This is a genomic window from Mesotoga sp. (assembly GCF_035363035.1).
Classification (GTDB): domain Bacteria; phylum Thermotogota; class Thermotogae; order Petrotogales; family Kosmotogaceae; genus Mesotoga.
Genome location: NZ_DAOSEH010000055.1, coordinates 1 through 16,287, shown reverse-complemented (window position 1 = coordinate 16,287; position 16,287 = coordinate 1). Strand labels below are relative to the sequence as shown.

General features: G+C 53.5%; 14 protein-coding genes and 3 pseudogenes. All 17 read left to right on the top strand.

Going from position 1 to position 16,287, the window contains the following annotated elements; translation table 11 throughout:
* Positions 1–224 (top strand): annotated as a pseudogene (locus tag PKX57_RS08585) (tyrosine-protein phosphatase); the annotation flags it as partial.
* Positions 225–318: 94 nt separating this feature from the next.
* Positions 319–873 carry a phosphatase PAP2 family protein gene (locus PKX57_RS08580; RefSeq protein ID WP_472416805.1) on the top strand — a complete coding sequence of 185 codons (555 nt, stop codon included), beginning with the start codon at positions 319–321 and terminating at the stop codon, positions 871–873.
* A gap of 3 nt (positions 874–876) precedes the next feature.
* Entirely contained in the window at positions 877–2,757 is a 1,881-nt protein-coding gene (locus tag PKX57_RS08575) for a beta-L-arabinofuranosidase domain-containing protein (RefSeq protein WP_472416803.1), read from the top strand.
* A gap of 383 nt (positions 2,758–3,140) precedes the next feature.
* A complete protein-coding gene (locus tag PKX57_RS08570) occupies positions 3,141–3,971 on the top strand; it encodes a helix-turn-helix domain-containing protein (RefSeq protein ID WP_213921065.1) in 831 nt (276 codons plus the stop codon).
* A 15-nt stretch (positions 3,972–3,986) separates the two neighbouring features.
* Positions 3,987–5,060: a hypothetical protein gene (locus PKX57_RS08565; RefSeq protein WP_470745396.1), complete on the top strand. Its 1,074-nt coding sequence runs from the start codon at positions 3,987–3,989 to the stop codon at positions 5,058–5,060.
* Between the two features lie 25 nt (positions 5,061–5,085).
* The gene (locus PKX57_RS08560; RefSeq protein WP_472416800.1) at positions 5,086–7,398 is read left to right on the top strand and encodes an extracellular solute-binding protein; all 2,313 of its coding nucleotides are present in this window, start codon (positions 5,086–5,088) and stop codon (positions 7,396–7,398) included.
* Positions 7,399–7,421: 23 nt separating this feature from the next.
* Complete coding sequence (locus PKX57_RS08555; protein ID WP_472416798.1) at positions 7,422–8,255, top strand: sugar ABC transporter permease; 834 nt, start codon at positions 7,422–7,424, stop codon at positions 8,253–8,255.
* Between the two features lie 12 nt (positions 8,256–8,267).
* Positions 8,268–9,965 (top strand): glycoside hydrolase family 13 protein, encoded by a 1,698-nt coding sequence (locus tag PKX57_RS08550; RefSeq protein WP_472416796.1) that lies wholly within the window; start codon positions 8,268–8,270, stop codon positions 9,963–9,965.
* 63 nt (positions 9,966–10,028) lie between these two features.
* On the top strand, positions 10,029–11,168 hold the full coding sequence (locus PKX57_RS08545; protein WP_472416794.1) for an early set domain-containing protein: 1,140 nt from the start codon (positions 10,029–10,031) through the stop codon (positions 11,166–11,168).
* A 121-nt stretch (positions 11,169–11,289) separates the two neighbouring features.
* Positions 11,290–11,715 (top strand): Fur family transcriptional regulator, encoded by a 426-nt coding sequence (locus PKX57_RS08540; RefSeq protein WP_472416792.1) that lies wholly within the window; start codon positions 11,290–11,292, stop codon positions 11,713–11,715.
* Positions 11,712–12,599 carry a metal ABC transporter substrate-binding protein gene (locus PKX57_RS08535; protein ID WP_472416790.1) on the top strand — a complete coding sequence of 296 codons (888 nt, stop codon included), beginning with the start codon at positions 11,712–11,714 and terminating at the stop codon, positions 12,597–12,599. Before PKX57_RS08540 ends, PKX57_RS08535 begins: the two co-directional genes overlap by 4 nt.
* On the top strand, positions 12,586–13,329 hold the full coding sequence (locus PKX57_RS08530) for an ATP-binding cassette domain-containing protein (RefSeq protein WP_213922355.1): 744 nt from the start codon (positions 12,586–12,588) through the stop codon (positions 13,327–13,329). The genes PKX57_RS08535 and PKX57_RS08530 overlap by 14 nt, the downstream gene beginning before the upstream one ends.
* Positions 13,326–14,159, top strand: a complete 834-nt coding sequence (locus tag PKX57_RS08525; RefSeq protein ID WP_214048653.1) for an iron chelate uptake ABC transporter family permease subunit — start codon at positions 13,326–13,328, stop codon at positions 14,157–14,159. Before PKX57_RS08530 ends, PKX57_RS08525 begins: the two co-directional genes overlap by 4 nt.
* A 96-nt stretch (positions 14,160–14,255) precedes the next feature.
* Positions 14,256–14,813: a TetR family transcriptional regulator gene (locus PKX57_RS08520; protein WP_214048508.1), complete on the top strand. Its 558-nt coding sequence runs from the start codon at positions 14,256–14,258 to the stop codon at positions 14,811–14,813.
* A gap of 59 nt (positions 14,814–14,872) precedes the next feature.
* Positions 14,873–14,977, top strand: a pseudogene (locus tag PKX57_RS08515) (hypothetical protein); the annotation flags it as partial.
* Positions 14,978–15,085: 108 nt separating this feature from the next.
* Positions 15,086–15,883, top strand: a complete 798-nt coding sequence (locus PKX57_RS08510) for an MBL fold metallo-hydrolase (protein ID WP_214048654.1) — start codon at positions 15,086–15,088, stop codon at positions 15,881–15,883.
* A gap of 46 nt (positions 15,884–15,929) precedes the next feature.
* Positions 15,930–16,287, top strand: a pseudogene (locus PKX57_RS08505) (MBL fold metallo-hydrolase); the annotation flags it as partial.

Sequence of the window (16,287 nt, the reverse complement as noted above, 5' to 3'; positions counted from 1 at the left end):
TATACGCCGATTACGTCAAGTCTTACGAGAACTACTACAAAGTCGCGCCCGGAACACTCGCCTACGAAGCCGTAGAGGGGATCATAGCCGATATACTCGTCGCGATGAACGACGGTAACCCGGTCGATGACTCCAACATCAAAGAGGTTGCGCTTAACTATCTGAAGACGAAAATCGGACTGAGCGATGCCCAGATAGCCGCTCTGCAGGCTAAGCTGAAGTAATACAAAGCCCTTGAATTATCGAAGGCGGCCCACCGGGCCGCCTTTTTCTGTTGTATAATTGGCCTGATTTTAACCTGTTTGCCGGGAGGTTTCTATGTGGCAGGGATTGAACGGGCTGGAGCTCTCTCTAATGAACTGGCTGATCTCGCCGATCGAAGGAGCTTTCATGGATTTGTTGATGTCTTTCTTTCTCTTCCTGGCGAGAGGCTCGCTGGTCTGGATTCTCCTGACCGTCTTCCTGCTCTTCGATAAGAGGTACAGAAGAACCGGCTATCTTACTTCGGCCGGCCTGGCGATCTCGCTGCTACTGAGCTTCGTCATCTTGAAACCGATTCTCGCCAGGACCAGACCCTTCCTCCTGCTGGAAGGTTACAGCCTTATGTTCCCTCTGCCCGAGACATACTCCTTCCCTTCCTCGCAGGTCACGGTCGCCTTCGCTTATGTGGCGATGACATGGAAGAGCGTGAAGTCGTTGAGAATACCGGTTCTCGCGATCGCCTCGCTCGTTTCGCTTTCGAAGATATACGTGTACTTCAACTACTTCTCCGACGTGGTCGCTGGGATCTTTCTGGGCGTTTTCTGCGGCTGGTTCGCCGTGAAACTCTTCGAAAAGTACACCGTGGTGAGACCGGAGCTGCCCGAGAGGTGAGCGATGAGCTTGAAGAGACTCCTCTACGGTAGTATAGCGCCCCGGGGCTGGCTCTTTGAAGAGGCCGCGCGAAACCTGAAGGGTCTGGTCGGCGAACTCGACGATCTGGTTCCGGGGATAATAAGGGACGACGAGATCTACGGCCGCGACAGGTTGACCGGCGCGGTGAAATCGAAAGATCTCGGGACCGTGGCCCAGGATCAGGAGTGGGAGGTCCAGTACCTCTGGTGGAACAGCGAATCGCAATCCAACTGGCTGGACGGACTGATAAGACACGCCTATCTGGTCGGGAACGACGAATATATAGATAAGGCGAAGAAATACCTGCGAAGGGTCCTTATGGCGCAGGACGACGACGGGTACATAGGCATCTACGCCGGAGATCTCCGGTTCGACTTCAAAGGAGAGAACGGCGAGCTCTGGGCACAGGCGACCTTTCTTCGCGCCGCCCTGGGTTATTACGAACTCACCGGAGAGAGTGAAGTGCTCGAGAGAGTGATGAAGGCCTTCGATCTTACGATGAAGGCCTATTCGGAGAGAAATCCCTTCGACCTCGAGAAGGCCTACGCCGGTGCCAGTCACGGACTGGCCTTCACCGACGTCTGCCACGGGCTCTTCGGGTTGACCGGGGATAAGAAGTACCTCCGTTTTGCCGGCCGGCTGGTCGATTTCTACAACCGGGCCCGTCTTTCGGAGGAAGATATAAGGGAGGACAACCTCCTCGATTACGCTTACAGATTCAAAGGACACGGCGTTCACACCTACGAAGGTTTGAGGTCGTTGATCATAGCCAGCATGCCGGACGGGCGATACAACCGCGCAATAGAGGCTTACCTGCACAGATTGAACTTCGTCACGACCCCTTCGGGCGCTCCGATCGGCGATGAATGGATCGGGGGAAGAAGCGCCGATGCTACGGAGACGGGCTACGAATTCTGCTCGATCCAGGAGCTGCTCCACAGTTATCTCACGCTTCTCGAGACGACAGGCGATCTCCGCTGGGCCGACAGGGCCGAATGGCTTTACTACAACGCGGCGCACGGGGCCGTGAATCCCCGCAAAAGCCAGATAGCTTACTGCAAGAGCGACAACTCGTACGCCATGAACGGTCATGTCGGCGGAATGGGAAGCGAGAACGATCTGCGCTATAAATACTCTCCCGTTCATCAGGATGTGGCCGTTTGCTGTGCGCCTAACGCCGGCAGGGTACTTCCCTATTTCACAGGCTCGATGTACATGAAGAGTCGGCACGGTCTTCTCGTGGCGCTGTATGGACCTTCGAGAGTCGAGACGTCGATCGACGGAATCGATATCGCCCTTGAACAGATTACATCTTACCCTTTCGACTTGAATATCGAACTCCGGGTCACCACCGCCGTGCGGAGCGGTTTTACGATCCTTCTTAAAAAACCCTCCTGGGTCGAAAAGATGAAAGTGGAAGCCAACGGTTCGAAGGTCGAGGATTGTGTTGATTCGATCGCGGTTTCGAAAGACTGGAAAGACGACAGGATACTCATAGAGTTCACAGGCAGAATAACAGAGCGACTCGATCTGAAGGGCGACGTCTATTATTCTTACGGACCGCTCCTTTACGCGATGGAGATCGAATCGGCAGAAAAGCCCGGGCGTCTGTACGGTAAGGGCTTTGAAGACAGCCTCTTCCTGCCGGAAGACCGTTCCTTCCTCGAACTTTGCGCAACGGAAAAGACGCTCGAAAGCCTAGCCGTGTCAAACGATAAACATTCGGGGAACTTCACAGATCCGCCCCTCATGAGAGGAAAGTTTCTGGATAGAAGCTCCGGTGAAGAAAAGACAGTATTCCTGAAGCCGATAGGCTCGACGATACTCAGAAAGACAACCTTCCAAAAGCATGCGTGTCTGTGAGGCGGGAAGATCCGTCCAGCGTCCGTCGTCCCAGAGCATGGACCCGTACTTCGAAAGAGCAGAGGAGGAGAGAGAAGAGAGAAAAAGAGAGAGATTGAAGATATGTGAGAATTCTCGCCTTCTCGTGAGCGGAGCGAACTCTCGACGCTCTTTCTCTCGTGTTTTGCCAACGCACAACCCACCACGCTCCTTTTGCTATCATCTGACTTCATGATTTCTCGAGATACGGACTCGCTTAATAACGATATTTCGCAATATCCCTCCGTCATTCTTCCAGGCCGTCTCCAGAGGGCCGTAATGGCCGGATGAAATTCACGTCCATGATGCTACAATTATAGTAGTAATGACTATTACTACTAAGTGATTCCGATTGGTGGTGGCTTATGAACGAGCTGAAGATACTTAGAGAACTGGGTTTCTCGCTCAACGAGGCCAAATGTTATATCGCACTCCACAAGAGCAGTCCCATGACCGGTTACGAGGTCGCTAAAAAGGCCAAGATAACCCGGACCATGGTCTACGATATCTTACAGAGACTGGAGAGGAAGGGCAGCGTCAACGTGATCGAGGGTAACCCGAAGCTGTACTCGGCCGTGAGCTACAAAAAACTCATAGCCTCTCTCAGAAAGGATTACACGGAAAAACTCGACGATCTCGAGAGTTCTCTGGAAAAGATCACGCGCGAGGTGGATGCCGACAACTATATACTGAACCTCTCCAACCATGCGGAGATGCTAAACCTCATCGCGAACGCCATAAAGGAGGCGAAACGGGAGATCTATCTCTCTCTCTGGGATTCCGAGGCGGCGCTCTTCGAAAACGAACTGAGAGAGGCCGACGGGAGGGGAGTGAAGATATATATCTTCTCCTTCTGCAAGATGCCCTTCGATTTCGGCGTCCAGTTCACCTACAAGATGAAGAACGCGAACATGAACTTTCCAAGGCGCAGGATAATAGGCGTGTTCGATAGGGAGTTCATGGTCATGGGCGAGGGGAATTCCAGCATAAACGAGATAGGTATAACCACGCGAAACATCATGCTGATGGAGATGTCTATCGACCAGATGCTTCTGGATATTATACTCCTCTCCACCTTGAGGAACGGAGGGTACATCTGGGACGGGATCGATGTCGGGGAGTACTACTACAACGTCCAGAGGTTTTTCAAATCAATAGAGTTGCCGGCCGATCTGCCTTTGAGGGTCGATGAGTGATAAGGAGTGAATGCGGTGTTCAGGGAACTGGATCGTTATAAGCCCGACATCGACAAAACGATAGCGATGATGGGAAAGACTTATGAAGACGCGCTGAGCCACAGGGGGGGTAACGTTACGATAAGGGCGCTCCCGAAGTGCGACGTTGAGCATTATTCCAGGCTCGACCTCACCCGCTACAATTACAGGAACGATATAGATCTGTACGCGCGAGATCTTTGCGGTCTTATGAGCGAATCTTTCGAGAAGCGCAGAGCCGTCGACGACAACATGATCCCTTCGGTTTCACCGGTTCTGGGGATCGGAGATTATTCGGCCTTCGTGTACGGAAATATAGAGTTTCAAAAGGATACGAGCTGGTCCAAACCGGTTCTGGGAGAGATAAGGGATTTCCGGAGGCTGCCCGAAATCGGAACTTCCTTCTGGTACGGCAACTTTCTAAATATCTGCGAGGAGATACTGAAACTCTCCTCCGGCGCCGGTATTCCCTTCATGAAGGGCTTCTTCTCACCGCTAGATCTGGCGGCCGCCCTCAGGGGAGAGGCGATCTACACCGATTTCTACGAAGCTCCCGAGGAGTTGCACGAACTCCTCGATTACTGCGCCGATGCGACGATAAAATTCGCCGAAGACGTTTACGCGCTGGCCAGGAGGTACCTTGGAGGCAGCAAGTACGGGATGTGGCTTATCGATAAATGCATATATATGTCGGAAGATATCGCCTGCATGATATCTCCCAGGCTGTACAGAAAGTTCTGCGCGCCACACACCCAGAGGGTGATCGATCACTTCGGCACCGGTCATATGCACTGTCATTCAAGGGCGCTTTACCTGGTGAAGGAGATCTGTTCGCTCGAGAAGGTGGCCAGCCTCTGGATAGCCACCGATCCCAACCAGCCGAGGCCGATAGAGAACATAGGGCGACTGGTGGAGGATTCGCGCGGTGTCTGTCTCGCCATCGACTGTGATTCATTCGACGAGATAGTGGCGAACATGGAGGCGATGAGAAGGGGAAACGTCTCGATCTGCCTCCCGGTAGAGGGAGTGGATGAGGCGGTGAGGGTTACCGAAGAGTTCAAGACGCTCTGAAGATCGCGTACGGGGGGATAGATCTGTGAGAGGGTTCAGGTTCGTAGTCATTGTTCAGGTGGCCCTACTGCTGGGCGCGAGGCTTTTCGCGGCTCCGGACGGCGGTGATTCGACCATACGTATCTGGTTCAGCCATATCGAACCGGAAAATCTTGCCATGGCCGCGATCGCCGGGGAGTTCACCTCCCTCACCGGGATCGAGGTCGAAGTAGTGGGCCGACGCTCCATATTCGACGCACCGAGGGATCTGGCCAACAACGCGGAGCTCGACGATCGGCCGGACATAATCCTGATGCAGGCCCCGGATATCGGCAACATGGTCGCTTCCGGATTGATCGTGCCTTTAGAGATAGACGACGATCTCAGGAAGCGTTATCTCGATGCGACCTTCGAAGCCTTCACCTACAACAACAAATGCTACGGTATAGGTTATTCACTAGATACTTCCGGTCTCATATACAACAGGGATCTCATAAGCGAGTCGGAGCTGCCAGAAACCTGGGACGACTTTTTCAGGATCGCCGAGGCTCTCACTCTTAGAAACGAAGACGGGAAGATAGTCCAGTACGGTACACTGCTCAACCCCAAGGATATGTGGTTCAACTACCCCATAATAAAAGACCACGGGGGCTACTACTACGGCAAGGCGCCCAACGGCGATTACAACCCCTACGACGTCGGTCTGGACAACGATTGCATGCTAGATTACGTGAACAGGATGAAGGAGTTGCAGAAGAAGGGATTGACGCTGGCCAACGAAAACGGTACCGAAAGCCATATATCGGCCGAATTCGCCAACGGCAGGGCCGCCATGATACTCTACGGCCTCTGGAATGCCTCGATCTACCAGAGCATGTGTGTCGACTACGGAATCGCCCCTCTGCCTAAAGGACGCAACGGGGAGGTTTCCAGGCCGCTGGCCACGGTTCAGGGCTTTGTGGTGAACAGGTTCACCAGAAACATGGAGGCAGTGGAGAGCTTTCTGGAGTTCGTGCTCAGGGACGAGAACCAGCAGAAGCTGATCGAGGCCGGCAACAGGGCCGAAAGGAGAACCGGCGAGAGGAACCCCTGCAACATCTCGGTCATCGAGAGCGATTACGTGAGCAAGGACCCGATACTTTCGTCTTTGAGCGCGATAGGCTTCAACTGCGAACCCTTCCCGAACATACCCGAAGGCACGATCTGGTACAACTACACCTCGACGGCCTTCAGGACTATCTTCTACGGAGACAAGTCGGGCAACCCGGTAGATGCGAAAGAGAAGCTGACCGAGCTCGCCAACAAGATCAGGGGCGATGTGGCCGTTATGAACAAAGTCCCGGAGAAGATCGAGATACCTACCGGCTATCTCGTCTTTTTCGCCTCGCTCGCCGCGGCTGGCCTCGCTTTTTTGCTGGTCTGGCGAAGGAGGTCCGCCGCGCCGGGCGAGATAGCGGAGCGCTACGGCAGGAAGGAGAGCATCGTGGCCTGGCTGATGCTGGCGCCGCTCTTCTTCCTCCTTTCGATGTTCTACATCTTTCCTGTCTTTCACAACATATACCTCTCGCTGACCAATTACAGCGGCGTCAATCTGAGAGATTACGGGATCGTCGGGCTGTCGAACTACGCGGAGATCTTCTCGACGGGTATCAACGGCCTGGTATCGATGATAATCTGGACCGTCGCCTTCGCGGCCACGGTCGTGGGTCTTTCCTTCCTGGCCGGGACGGTGCTGGCGGTGGTCCTGGATAAAGTCAAGGTGAGGATCGCGAAGATCTACAAGATCGTTTTCATACTCCCCTGGGTAGTGCCAAGCGTTATAACGCTACTGATGTGGCGCGGAATGCTGGAGAGCGACGGACTGGTGAACCGTCTGCTCGGTATAATGGGCATGCCGCCCGTTCCGTGGCTCACGAGTTCCTTCGTCGCGAAGTTGAGCTGCATATTCGTCATGAGCTGGTTTTCCTTTCCCTACTTCATGGTTGTCTCGTCGGGCGTTCTGAAATCGATACCGAGGGACTACTACGAAGTGGCTAAAATAGCCGGAGCGGGCAACGCCTTCATATTTTTCAAGATCACCGTGCCGCTTGTGTTCAAAGCGCTTTTTCCCATGATGATCATGTCGTTCATAATGCAGTTCAATCAGTTCGGAGTCTATCTACTGACCCAGGGAGGTCCCCCTGGCGATGTTCTCGGCTCTCCCGGATCGACCGATCTACTGATAACTTATGTTTTCAATACGGCCTTCAACACCAAGAGATACTCGCTGGCGGCTGCCTATTCGGTGATAATCTTCTGTTTCGTCGGGTTGTTCGCCTTCGTATCTCTGAGGATAGGAAAGAGAAAGATCTACGAGTAATCCCCGAGCGAGGTGGTGAGACGGTGGGCTGGACAAAGGCGAAGACCGGCAGGGTATTTATCCATCTATTTCTGGCCTTGCTGGCCGTTATTACAGTGATACCCTTTTTCTACGTTGTGATTATATCCTTCGGCAAGAACGTCATAGATACCGGCGCCTTCGCGATCACGGAGCTGACACTGGACAACTATACGAGGCTCTTCAGCGAGACGCGCTTTATGAGCTGGATATTGAACTCGCTCCTTCTGGCCGCGGTCACGATGGTTGTGGCAGTCTTGGTCGTCTCGATCTGTGTTTACGCCTTCTCAAGGCTGAGATTCTACGGTAGAGCCGGGCTGTTCAACTTCATACTGCTGGTTCAAATCTTTCCGCTGACGCTGTCGATGGTCTCGATCTTCAAGATCTTCGTGGCGCTTGGCCTTCTGAACAAACTGGAAGGACTGATTCTGGCCGATTCGGCCTTCGCTTCGGCCGGTCTCGTGATCCTGGCCAAAGGGTACTTCGACACGATCCCTTACTCGCTCGACGAAGCGGCGATGATCGACGGGGCCGGTAAATTCAAGATTCTGACCAGAATCACGCTTCCTCTGGCCAAACCGATGATAGCCATCGTGGCCATACAGAGTTTCGTAATCGCGTACAACGAATACGTCATCGCCAGCACGGTGATGACTCAAAAGCTCGAGGCCATGCCCCTGGCGGTTGGGTTGCAGAGCATGATAGTCGGCCAGTTCGGGATCAACTGGAGCGTTTACTGCGCCGGCGCGGTGCTCGGGAGCATACCCATGCTCGTGCTGTTCTACTCGCTTCAGAAGTACTTTATAGGCGGGTTGACCGAAGGAAGCGTGAAGGCATAGAAGGAGACAGAGATGGAGAGAGCCGCGATCTACCACATATCCGAACATAACTACGCCTACGCCGTCGACGGCGATACCCTGGCCGTGAGGTTGAGGGCGAAGAAGAACGATCTGGAGAGAGTCGTGGTTCATTACAAGAACCTCTATGACCACACTTCCCGGCCGGAAGAGCTCTCCATGGAGAAGATACTATCCGACGGGACTTCGGATCTGTACGAGGCGAGAATAAGGGTGAAGGAGAAGAGGTTCAAATATTACTTCGAGCTTTTTTCCTCGGGGAGGAGGGTCTTTTACACATCCGACGGCTTTCTCGAGTCCGTCGATGAGAAGAACTGCTTCTTCTACCCTTATATAAACGACGACGATATCTTCAGACCGCCTTCCTGGGCCGAGGGGGAGATTATATACCAGATATTCGTCGATAGGTTCCACGACGGAGACCCTTCCAACAACCCGCCCGGCACGATCCCGGTAGGTACGCCTCCGGGCAGAGAGAGCTACTACGGCGGAGACCTCGAGGGGGTTATCCTAAAACTCGATTACGTAGCCGGTCTGGGGGCTAAGATCATCTATCTAAACCCGATCTTTCTCTCGAACTCTTACCACAAGTACGACATAATCGATTATTACAGCATAGACGGCGCCTTCGGAAAGACCGAAGACCTCGTACGACTGGTGGAGAGGGCACATGAAAGGGGTATGAGGGTGGTTCTCGACGGCGTCTTCAACCATTGCAGCTCTTCGAACCCTCTTTTTCTGGATGTCCTCGAGAGGCAGTCGGAGTCGAGATACAGGGACTGGTTCTGCATAGAGCGCTTCCCGATAGACGCGACGGGAAAGAATTACGATACTTTCGCCGGGCTCGTTCCGGGGATGCCGCGGCTGAACACTTGCAACCCCGAGGTGATACGTTACATAACCGATATAGCGCTCCACTGGACGAAGCTCCTGAAACTCGACGGCTGGCGGCTCGACGTCGCCGACGAGGTATCGCACGCTCTCTGGATAAATCTCAGGAGAGAGCTGAAGGCCCTATCGCTGGACATTCTCCTGATAGGGGAGATATGGAACCACTCCTCCCGGTGGCTCCAGGGGAGAGAGATGGATACCGCCACCAACTACAAGTTCATGAGGGCGCTGCACGAATTCGTCGCGGACAAGATAGAGGCGCGCTCCTTCTGGGAAAGGGTGAGCGCCAACAAGATGCTTTACAGGTCCTGCCTGTACAACTATCTGGTAAATCTGGTGGGAAGCCACGACACGACCAGGTGTAGAACGATCCTGGGGAGCGATGAACTCCATATCCTGGCGATGGCCGTCAACCTGACCTTCGAGGGTATGCCGCTGATATATTACGGAGACGAAGTCTGCATGGAGGGCGGTTTCGATCCGGATAACCGCAGGGCGATGAAATGGGAAGACGTGGAAAGCCGGTGCGCGAGAAAGATAAGAGAGCTTTCACGCTTCAGGGCCGGGAGCGAGATACTGAAGAAAGGTTCGTTGATTCCTATAGAGGCCGGCCGTAGGGTCTTGGCCTTCTACAGGGAGTTCGAGGGGGAGCGGCTTTACTTCCTGGCCAATTTCGATGTGAGAGCGAGCGTTCTCGAAGGCCCCTGGAGAGACGCGCAGGTGATACTGGGGGAGGGTTCTCTCGAAGGCGGGAGACTCGCCCTCGAGAGCGGGAGATATGTCTTACTGGGCGATAAATGACATCCGGTCAATCCGACAGGGTGACAACAGAACTCGAAGGAACTCAAAAGGGAGGCAGGGAAAATGGGAAGAAAGTTACTGAGAATCTTTGGACTGGCTGTGGTCTTGTGTATGCTGCTGGGTTCATCGACCTTGCTGTCGCAGAGCTATTACCTCGGCACGAGCGCCAACGGTTACCAGGTGCCGCGCGACGGCGGTCTTAAACTCGAGCCGGTACCGGGCAAGGAGAACTGGTACGCGATAACGATCGATTTCAACGAGGACAACAGGGATCCGATGTACGACGGACATTACTACAAAGTAACCGACGGGACGTGGAACGCCGACGGCTGCTGGGGAGTGGACAACTACGCCTTTCAGCCGGCGCCGGTGAAGAAGTTGAAGGACGGCACGGTGGTCGGCCTGGGTTCGATCTATATCCAGGAGAACTGCAAGCTCCAGATACTGTTCGACGCCAACACCAAAACCATCTACGACGATTACCTCCAGAGATTCCCGACTCCGAGGATCTACGGAGACTTCAACGAAGCGATGGGCAGAGGCGCCAACTGGAGCATGATCGATGAAAGCGCTCTGGTGCTGACCGATCCGAACGCCGACGGTGTATTCAACGGCTTCTACAAGCTGCCGGCCTACACAGGAAGCGGAGACGGTTACATGATGGTAACGGTTCTATCCACCAGGTTCAACACGCAGTATTACTTCTTCGGGGCCGTCGAACAGTACAAATTCGACGGGACGCCGGCCGGGATGGGAATGGCGAGTTACCTGAAGCCTCTGACCGATACGATCTACGAATTCCAGTACGATGGCTCGACCCACGTCACGACCTTTGCGGAATGCGTGACCGATCAGGTTGTGCAACTCCCCTCGCCGGTCGTATACGGAGATTTCAACGGCTGGAACATAGAAGGGCCCAGGGCCGTCGTCCTCGCGAAGGACGGCGAGAACACGTACTCGACCGTCTTGAAGCTTCCGGCCTACACCGGCGAAGGTTCTGGCTACATGGTACTGGTATGTCTCTCCAAGAAGTTCTACAACGACCAGTGGGGAATGAGATGGGGAGCGGAAGAGCAGTACATATTCGATGGAACCCGGGCCGGTATGGGTCAGGTCAGCTATCTAAAACCTGCCGCGGAGACTTCTTACAAATTAACCTATAACTCCTTGACTCACGTAACCACGCTCGAAGAAGCGAAGTAGAAAAATCCGAAATCTTACAGGTCCGGCCGGAAAAACCGCCCGGGCCTTTTTTTCGCAAAAACCGGCTTGACAACACAGAGCGGCCGTGTGAGAATATATTGCAAATGATTTGCGCTAACAAATGGCAAGGATGGTGTTGGTTTTGAAAAGGCTGACTACTCTCAGGAAGAGCGTCCTGGATATAATAGACAGCTCGAGCGCCCCGCTGAGCGCCGATAACATACACGGCAAGTTACAGGCCAGACCCGATCTTTCGAGTGTTTACAGGAGTCTCTCCTTCCTCGAGGAGAGGGGATTGATCAGATCGGTCTCCTTCGAATGCGACACACGGTATTATTTCGGGGCCGGGAAGGAACCGGTCCACTTCATACACTGCAAGAGGTGCCACAGGACCGAGTCCTTTCGCGGATGTTTCGCCACGGAGCTGGAGGAGTCGATCAGGGACGATCACGATTTTACGATCACCGATCATGTTTTCTATTTCATAGGCATCTGCGGTGATTGCAAGAGAAAGATGATAAAAGAACTGGAAGGAGGAAAACTGTGAGAAGATTTATAGCGTTCTTCGTGTTGATTCTTCTCGTCGCGACTTCTGCTATCGCTTTGAAAGTCATGGCGACCATAAATCCTTATTACATGATAGTGCGGGACATAGTCGGGGACAGGGCCGAGGTGAGTCTCCTGATCGGACCGGGGCAGAACCCCCACGTCTTTTCTCCGAAGATATCGGATGTGAAGAGGCTCAACGAGGCCGATCTGGTGGTGGCGAACGGACTGGAGCTGGAGGCCTTTCTCGAAAGCACGCTCGAAGAGCTTTCCAGAAAGGGCAAGAGGGTCCTTCTGGCCGGAGAGTCTGTCCCTCCGTCGCTTCTGAGCGAGGAGGAGGACGGCCACGGCGAAACCGATACGCTCGAGCACAGCCATTCGATCAACCCGCACGTCTGGCTCGATCCGCTCTTGCTGGTCGACCACATAATCCCCGCAATCGTCGAGGCTCTGACCGAAATAGATCCTGAGAGCGGCTCCTACTACGGTGAAAACGCCGAAAAAATCTCCGGACGGTTGATGTATTTCTACGGAGAGGCCGGAATGTATCTGGAGCGGTTCAGGGGTGGCGTGGTCATAGTGGCCCATCCCAGTTTCTCTTACTTTTTCGACCGTTTCGGGATAGTGCTCGAACCGGTTCTCGAAGGAGTGGGCGACGAACCGTCGATACAGGAATTGAAGAGGCTCGTCGATTTCGCCAGATCCGAGAAAGTGATAGGCATCTTCTCGGAGTACCAGCAGTCGAAGAGGCCCGTGGAAGTACTGGCCGGAGAGGCCTCGGTCGGGAGTGGTTCGCTCGACCCGCTGGGAATTTCGAGAGCCGACATAATAGACCATTTTCGCTGGAATTTAGAGGAGATGAAAAAAGTCTTTGGAGAGAGATAGGGTACTTCAAGTTGAGGATCTGACCTACAAAATCGGCTCGGCCTGGATACTGAGGGGCGTCTCTTTCAGCCTTTCCAGGGGCGAGTTCGCCGGGATAATAGGCCCGAACGGCGCGGGGAAGACCACTTTAATAAAGGCTATAGTCGGCGACCTGAGTGATTACAGCGGTAGTATAAAGGTCACTGGCCGTGTGGGATACCTACCCCAGAACCCCGAGAGAAGCAGGGACTTCCCTATAAGCGTCAGGGAGGTAGTGGCCATGGGCCTCTATAAAGAAAACGGCCCCTTTAAACGTTTCTCAAAGAGCGAGTGGAACACGGTCGATACTCTCCTCAAGACGACGGGAATAGAGGGACTTGGAAGGAGGAGGGCCGGAACGCTTTCGGGAGGAGAGTACCAGAGATTGATGCTGGCCAGGGCGCTGGCCTCCAACCCCGAGCTCCTCATACTGGACGAGCCGGAGGCCGGTGTTGACGAGATGGGAAAGTCTTCCTTCTACCGCCTTCTGGAAAAGCTGAAAAACGAGAAAAACATGGGCATTCTCATGGTCAGCCACGACATAGGGATGGTCTTCGAGGCCTGTGACACGATCATGTGTATCAACAAGACGCTCCACTGCCACACCTCGGCCGACATGATCTCTCCCGAGCAGCTAAAATCGGCCTTTTCCACCGATCTCGATCTTTTCATACGCTCGAGAGACCACTTTGAAAGGGAACACAGCGTATGATAACTCAGTTCATCGGAGATGTTGTAAGTTACGAATTTCTAAGAAACGCGATGATCGCCGCGATCCTGGTGAGCACCCTGACGGGTGTTTTCTCCAGCGTTGTGGTGTTGCGAAAGATAGAATTCATAGGCGACGGAGCGGCACACGCGACTTTCGGAGGGATAGCCTTCGGCCTGCTGCTCGGCGCCAATTACATCGTGATGGCCGCCCTCACGGCCGTGGTCTTCGCGGTCGCGGTGAGCTACTTCACCAGGAGGAACAGGCTATCAGAAAGCAGCGTCATAGGGATGCTCCTTCCCCTTTCGATGTCGCTGGGAGTCATCGCCCTCTCTTTCGTGAGGGGCTACACTCCAGACGTAATGGGCCTCTTCTTCGGCAACATACTGCTCGTAACTGCGGCCGATGTCTGGCTGCTCGCCGGCGCTAACCTGGGCGCGATTATCTTCTTCTCGCTCTTCTTCAGGGAGATACTTTATTACGCCTACGATGAAAAGATGGCCAGACATTACGGCGTCCCCGTGGCCTTCGTTCATTACGGAACGCTCATAGGTATTAGCTTGAGCGTTGTGAGCTCTGTGAAAATCGCCGGGATAATCCTGGTCACGGCCTTCCTCATAATTCCTGCGGTTTCGGCCAGGCTTCTCGCCAGATCTCTCAGGTCGATGATCTCGATCTCGGTCGTACTCGGAGTGACGGCCAGCGTGCTCGGAATGTTTTTCTCATACGTTCTGAACATGCCCCCCGGTCCGGTCATAGTGGTCCTGCTGTTCGTTCAATTCCTCGCCATCCTTTCGGTGAAAAAACTGTTGGGCTCGAAAGAAAACGACTGAGTGGACAGGTTCATCCTGAATGGTTGACTTCCAAAGCTTAATGAACTATAATTCATTTAAGCGAACAATGGTTCATTAAAAGGAGGTGGAAACGAGTTGCCTAAAATCATAAGAAACGTTGAAGAAAAGATACTCGAGGCCGCCTGCGAGCTCTTTCAGGAGAACGGTTACCGCAACTGCGACATGAAGTCTATAGCGGCGAGGGCCGGCACGGCGGTCGGAAACATTTACAGATACTACCGGTCCAAGGATGAACTCTTTGTCGAGTCTATGAAGTCCTCGCTCATGAACGAGATAGACCAGCTGGAAAGATCGGTAGATTCTTCGCAATCGGCCAGAGAAAAGCTGTTGAAATTTCTTCAGGGGCTTTACGGAATAATGGAGAAGAAGATAGATCTCTTCGAGGAGTATGTGACCGAGAGAGAGACTCTGCCGGGAATAAATCTCGAGATCCTTCTAGAAGAGAGGTTGATGGAAATTCTCAGTGAGCTGGAGCCCATTCCAGAAGGGTGCGAGGAGCGCGCAGCCACCTGCTTGCTGGTTAGCATACTGGTGATGTTGAGGCGCTTCCCCGGAGAAGGCGAGAAAAACCTTCGCTTTATGGAGTTCATGCTCAACGGTCTTTTAATGAAACGTGAGGTGAGAGATGGATAAGAGGTTCAGATATCTTTTGTATTATTCGCTCGGTGTGCTGATTCAATTTCTTCTTCCTGACGGGCGCCTCGGACGATATAGAGCGAGCCACGAGACTGGCCAGGAGCATGATAACTATCTACGGAATGTCAAACGAATATGCTAATATGGCTATAGAGTCTATCTAAGACAGGTATCTCGACGGGCGGCCGGTCTATGAATGTAGCTCCGATAATCGGTAAATTGGAACGGGAGAGGCCGGTTGCGGTTATGAAAATCGCGGAGGTGTAAGGATGAGGATCACGGTTCTCTGTAACGATAAGGCCCTGGAAGGCTTCAGATCGGAACACGGCATTTCGTTGCTGGTGGAAGACCGCGATAAGATTTTCCTCTTCGATACTGGATCGACGGATGTTGCCGTTCACAACGCTATAAAGATGGGTATCGATCTCTCGAAGATAGACGCCATAATTATAAGCCACGGTCATGACGATCACCTGGGCGGTCTTGCCAACGTGCTGAGGCTCACCGGAAGCAAACACGTTTACGCCGGTAACGGCGCTTACCTCCATAAATACAGCGACACAACCTTCGGCAGTCCGATTTATGGCAGAGAGTTCTGTGAAAGTCTCGGCGCTTCTTTCAACTTTGTGACCGAAGACTTCGAGCTTTACGATGGGGTGTTTTTGCTGACGGCCGTGCCCTTCGAAACCGGTGAAAGACCTCAGGAAAAGTTCAACATCCTTGTCAACGGCCAGAGAAAGCGAGACCTCTTCGAAGACGAACTGACGCTTCTTATAGTCATCAACAACAGGGGAACGGTTATAACCGGCTGTTCGCACAGGGGTATAGGTAACATATTGAACCGGGCCGGCAGGTACTGCCATGTGAAAAACGTCGTGGGCGGACTTCATCTAGCCCACAAGAGCCTGGCGGAACTCGACGGGGACGTCGATTACCTGAAGAGGTTCAACGTCGAAAGTTACCACATCGGCCACTGCACAGGCGATAAAGCCATCGAGACTATAATGAACAGGGTTCCGGCCACCGTTGAGGAGCTCATGGCCGGCCAGAGGTTCGAGACGTTTTAATCTTCGAATATAGATCAATGAATCACGTATTCAGTCGGAGGAATGTATGCAGATACTTTTTCTTGGAACGGCGGCCTACGAAGGTTTCCCCAATCCCTTCTGCGAAGGAGACAACTGCTCTGCCGTGAGGCGGGGACCGCGCGAGTCTTTCAGACTGACCTCGGCGGCGCTGTTGAACAACGATCTACTTATCGATTTCGGGCCCAACATAATGGCCGGCACTCAGAAGAGCAACGCGAGTCTCTTCAATGTCGAAACGTTGCTGGTTACGCACTCTCACTCGGACCACCTCTATCTCCCCAACTTCGGCTTCAGGAAGATGCCCTATAACCGCTCTTACGAGCGATTGCCGGTGATGACCGTTCTCTCGAACTCCACGGTTCTGGGCAGAATCGCCGAGGCCA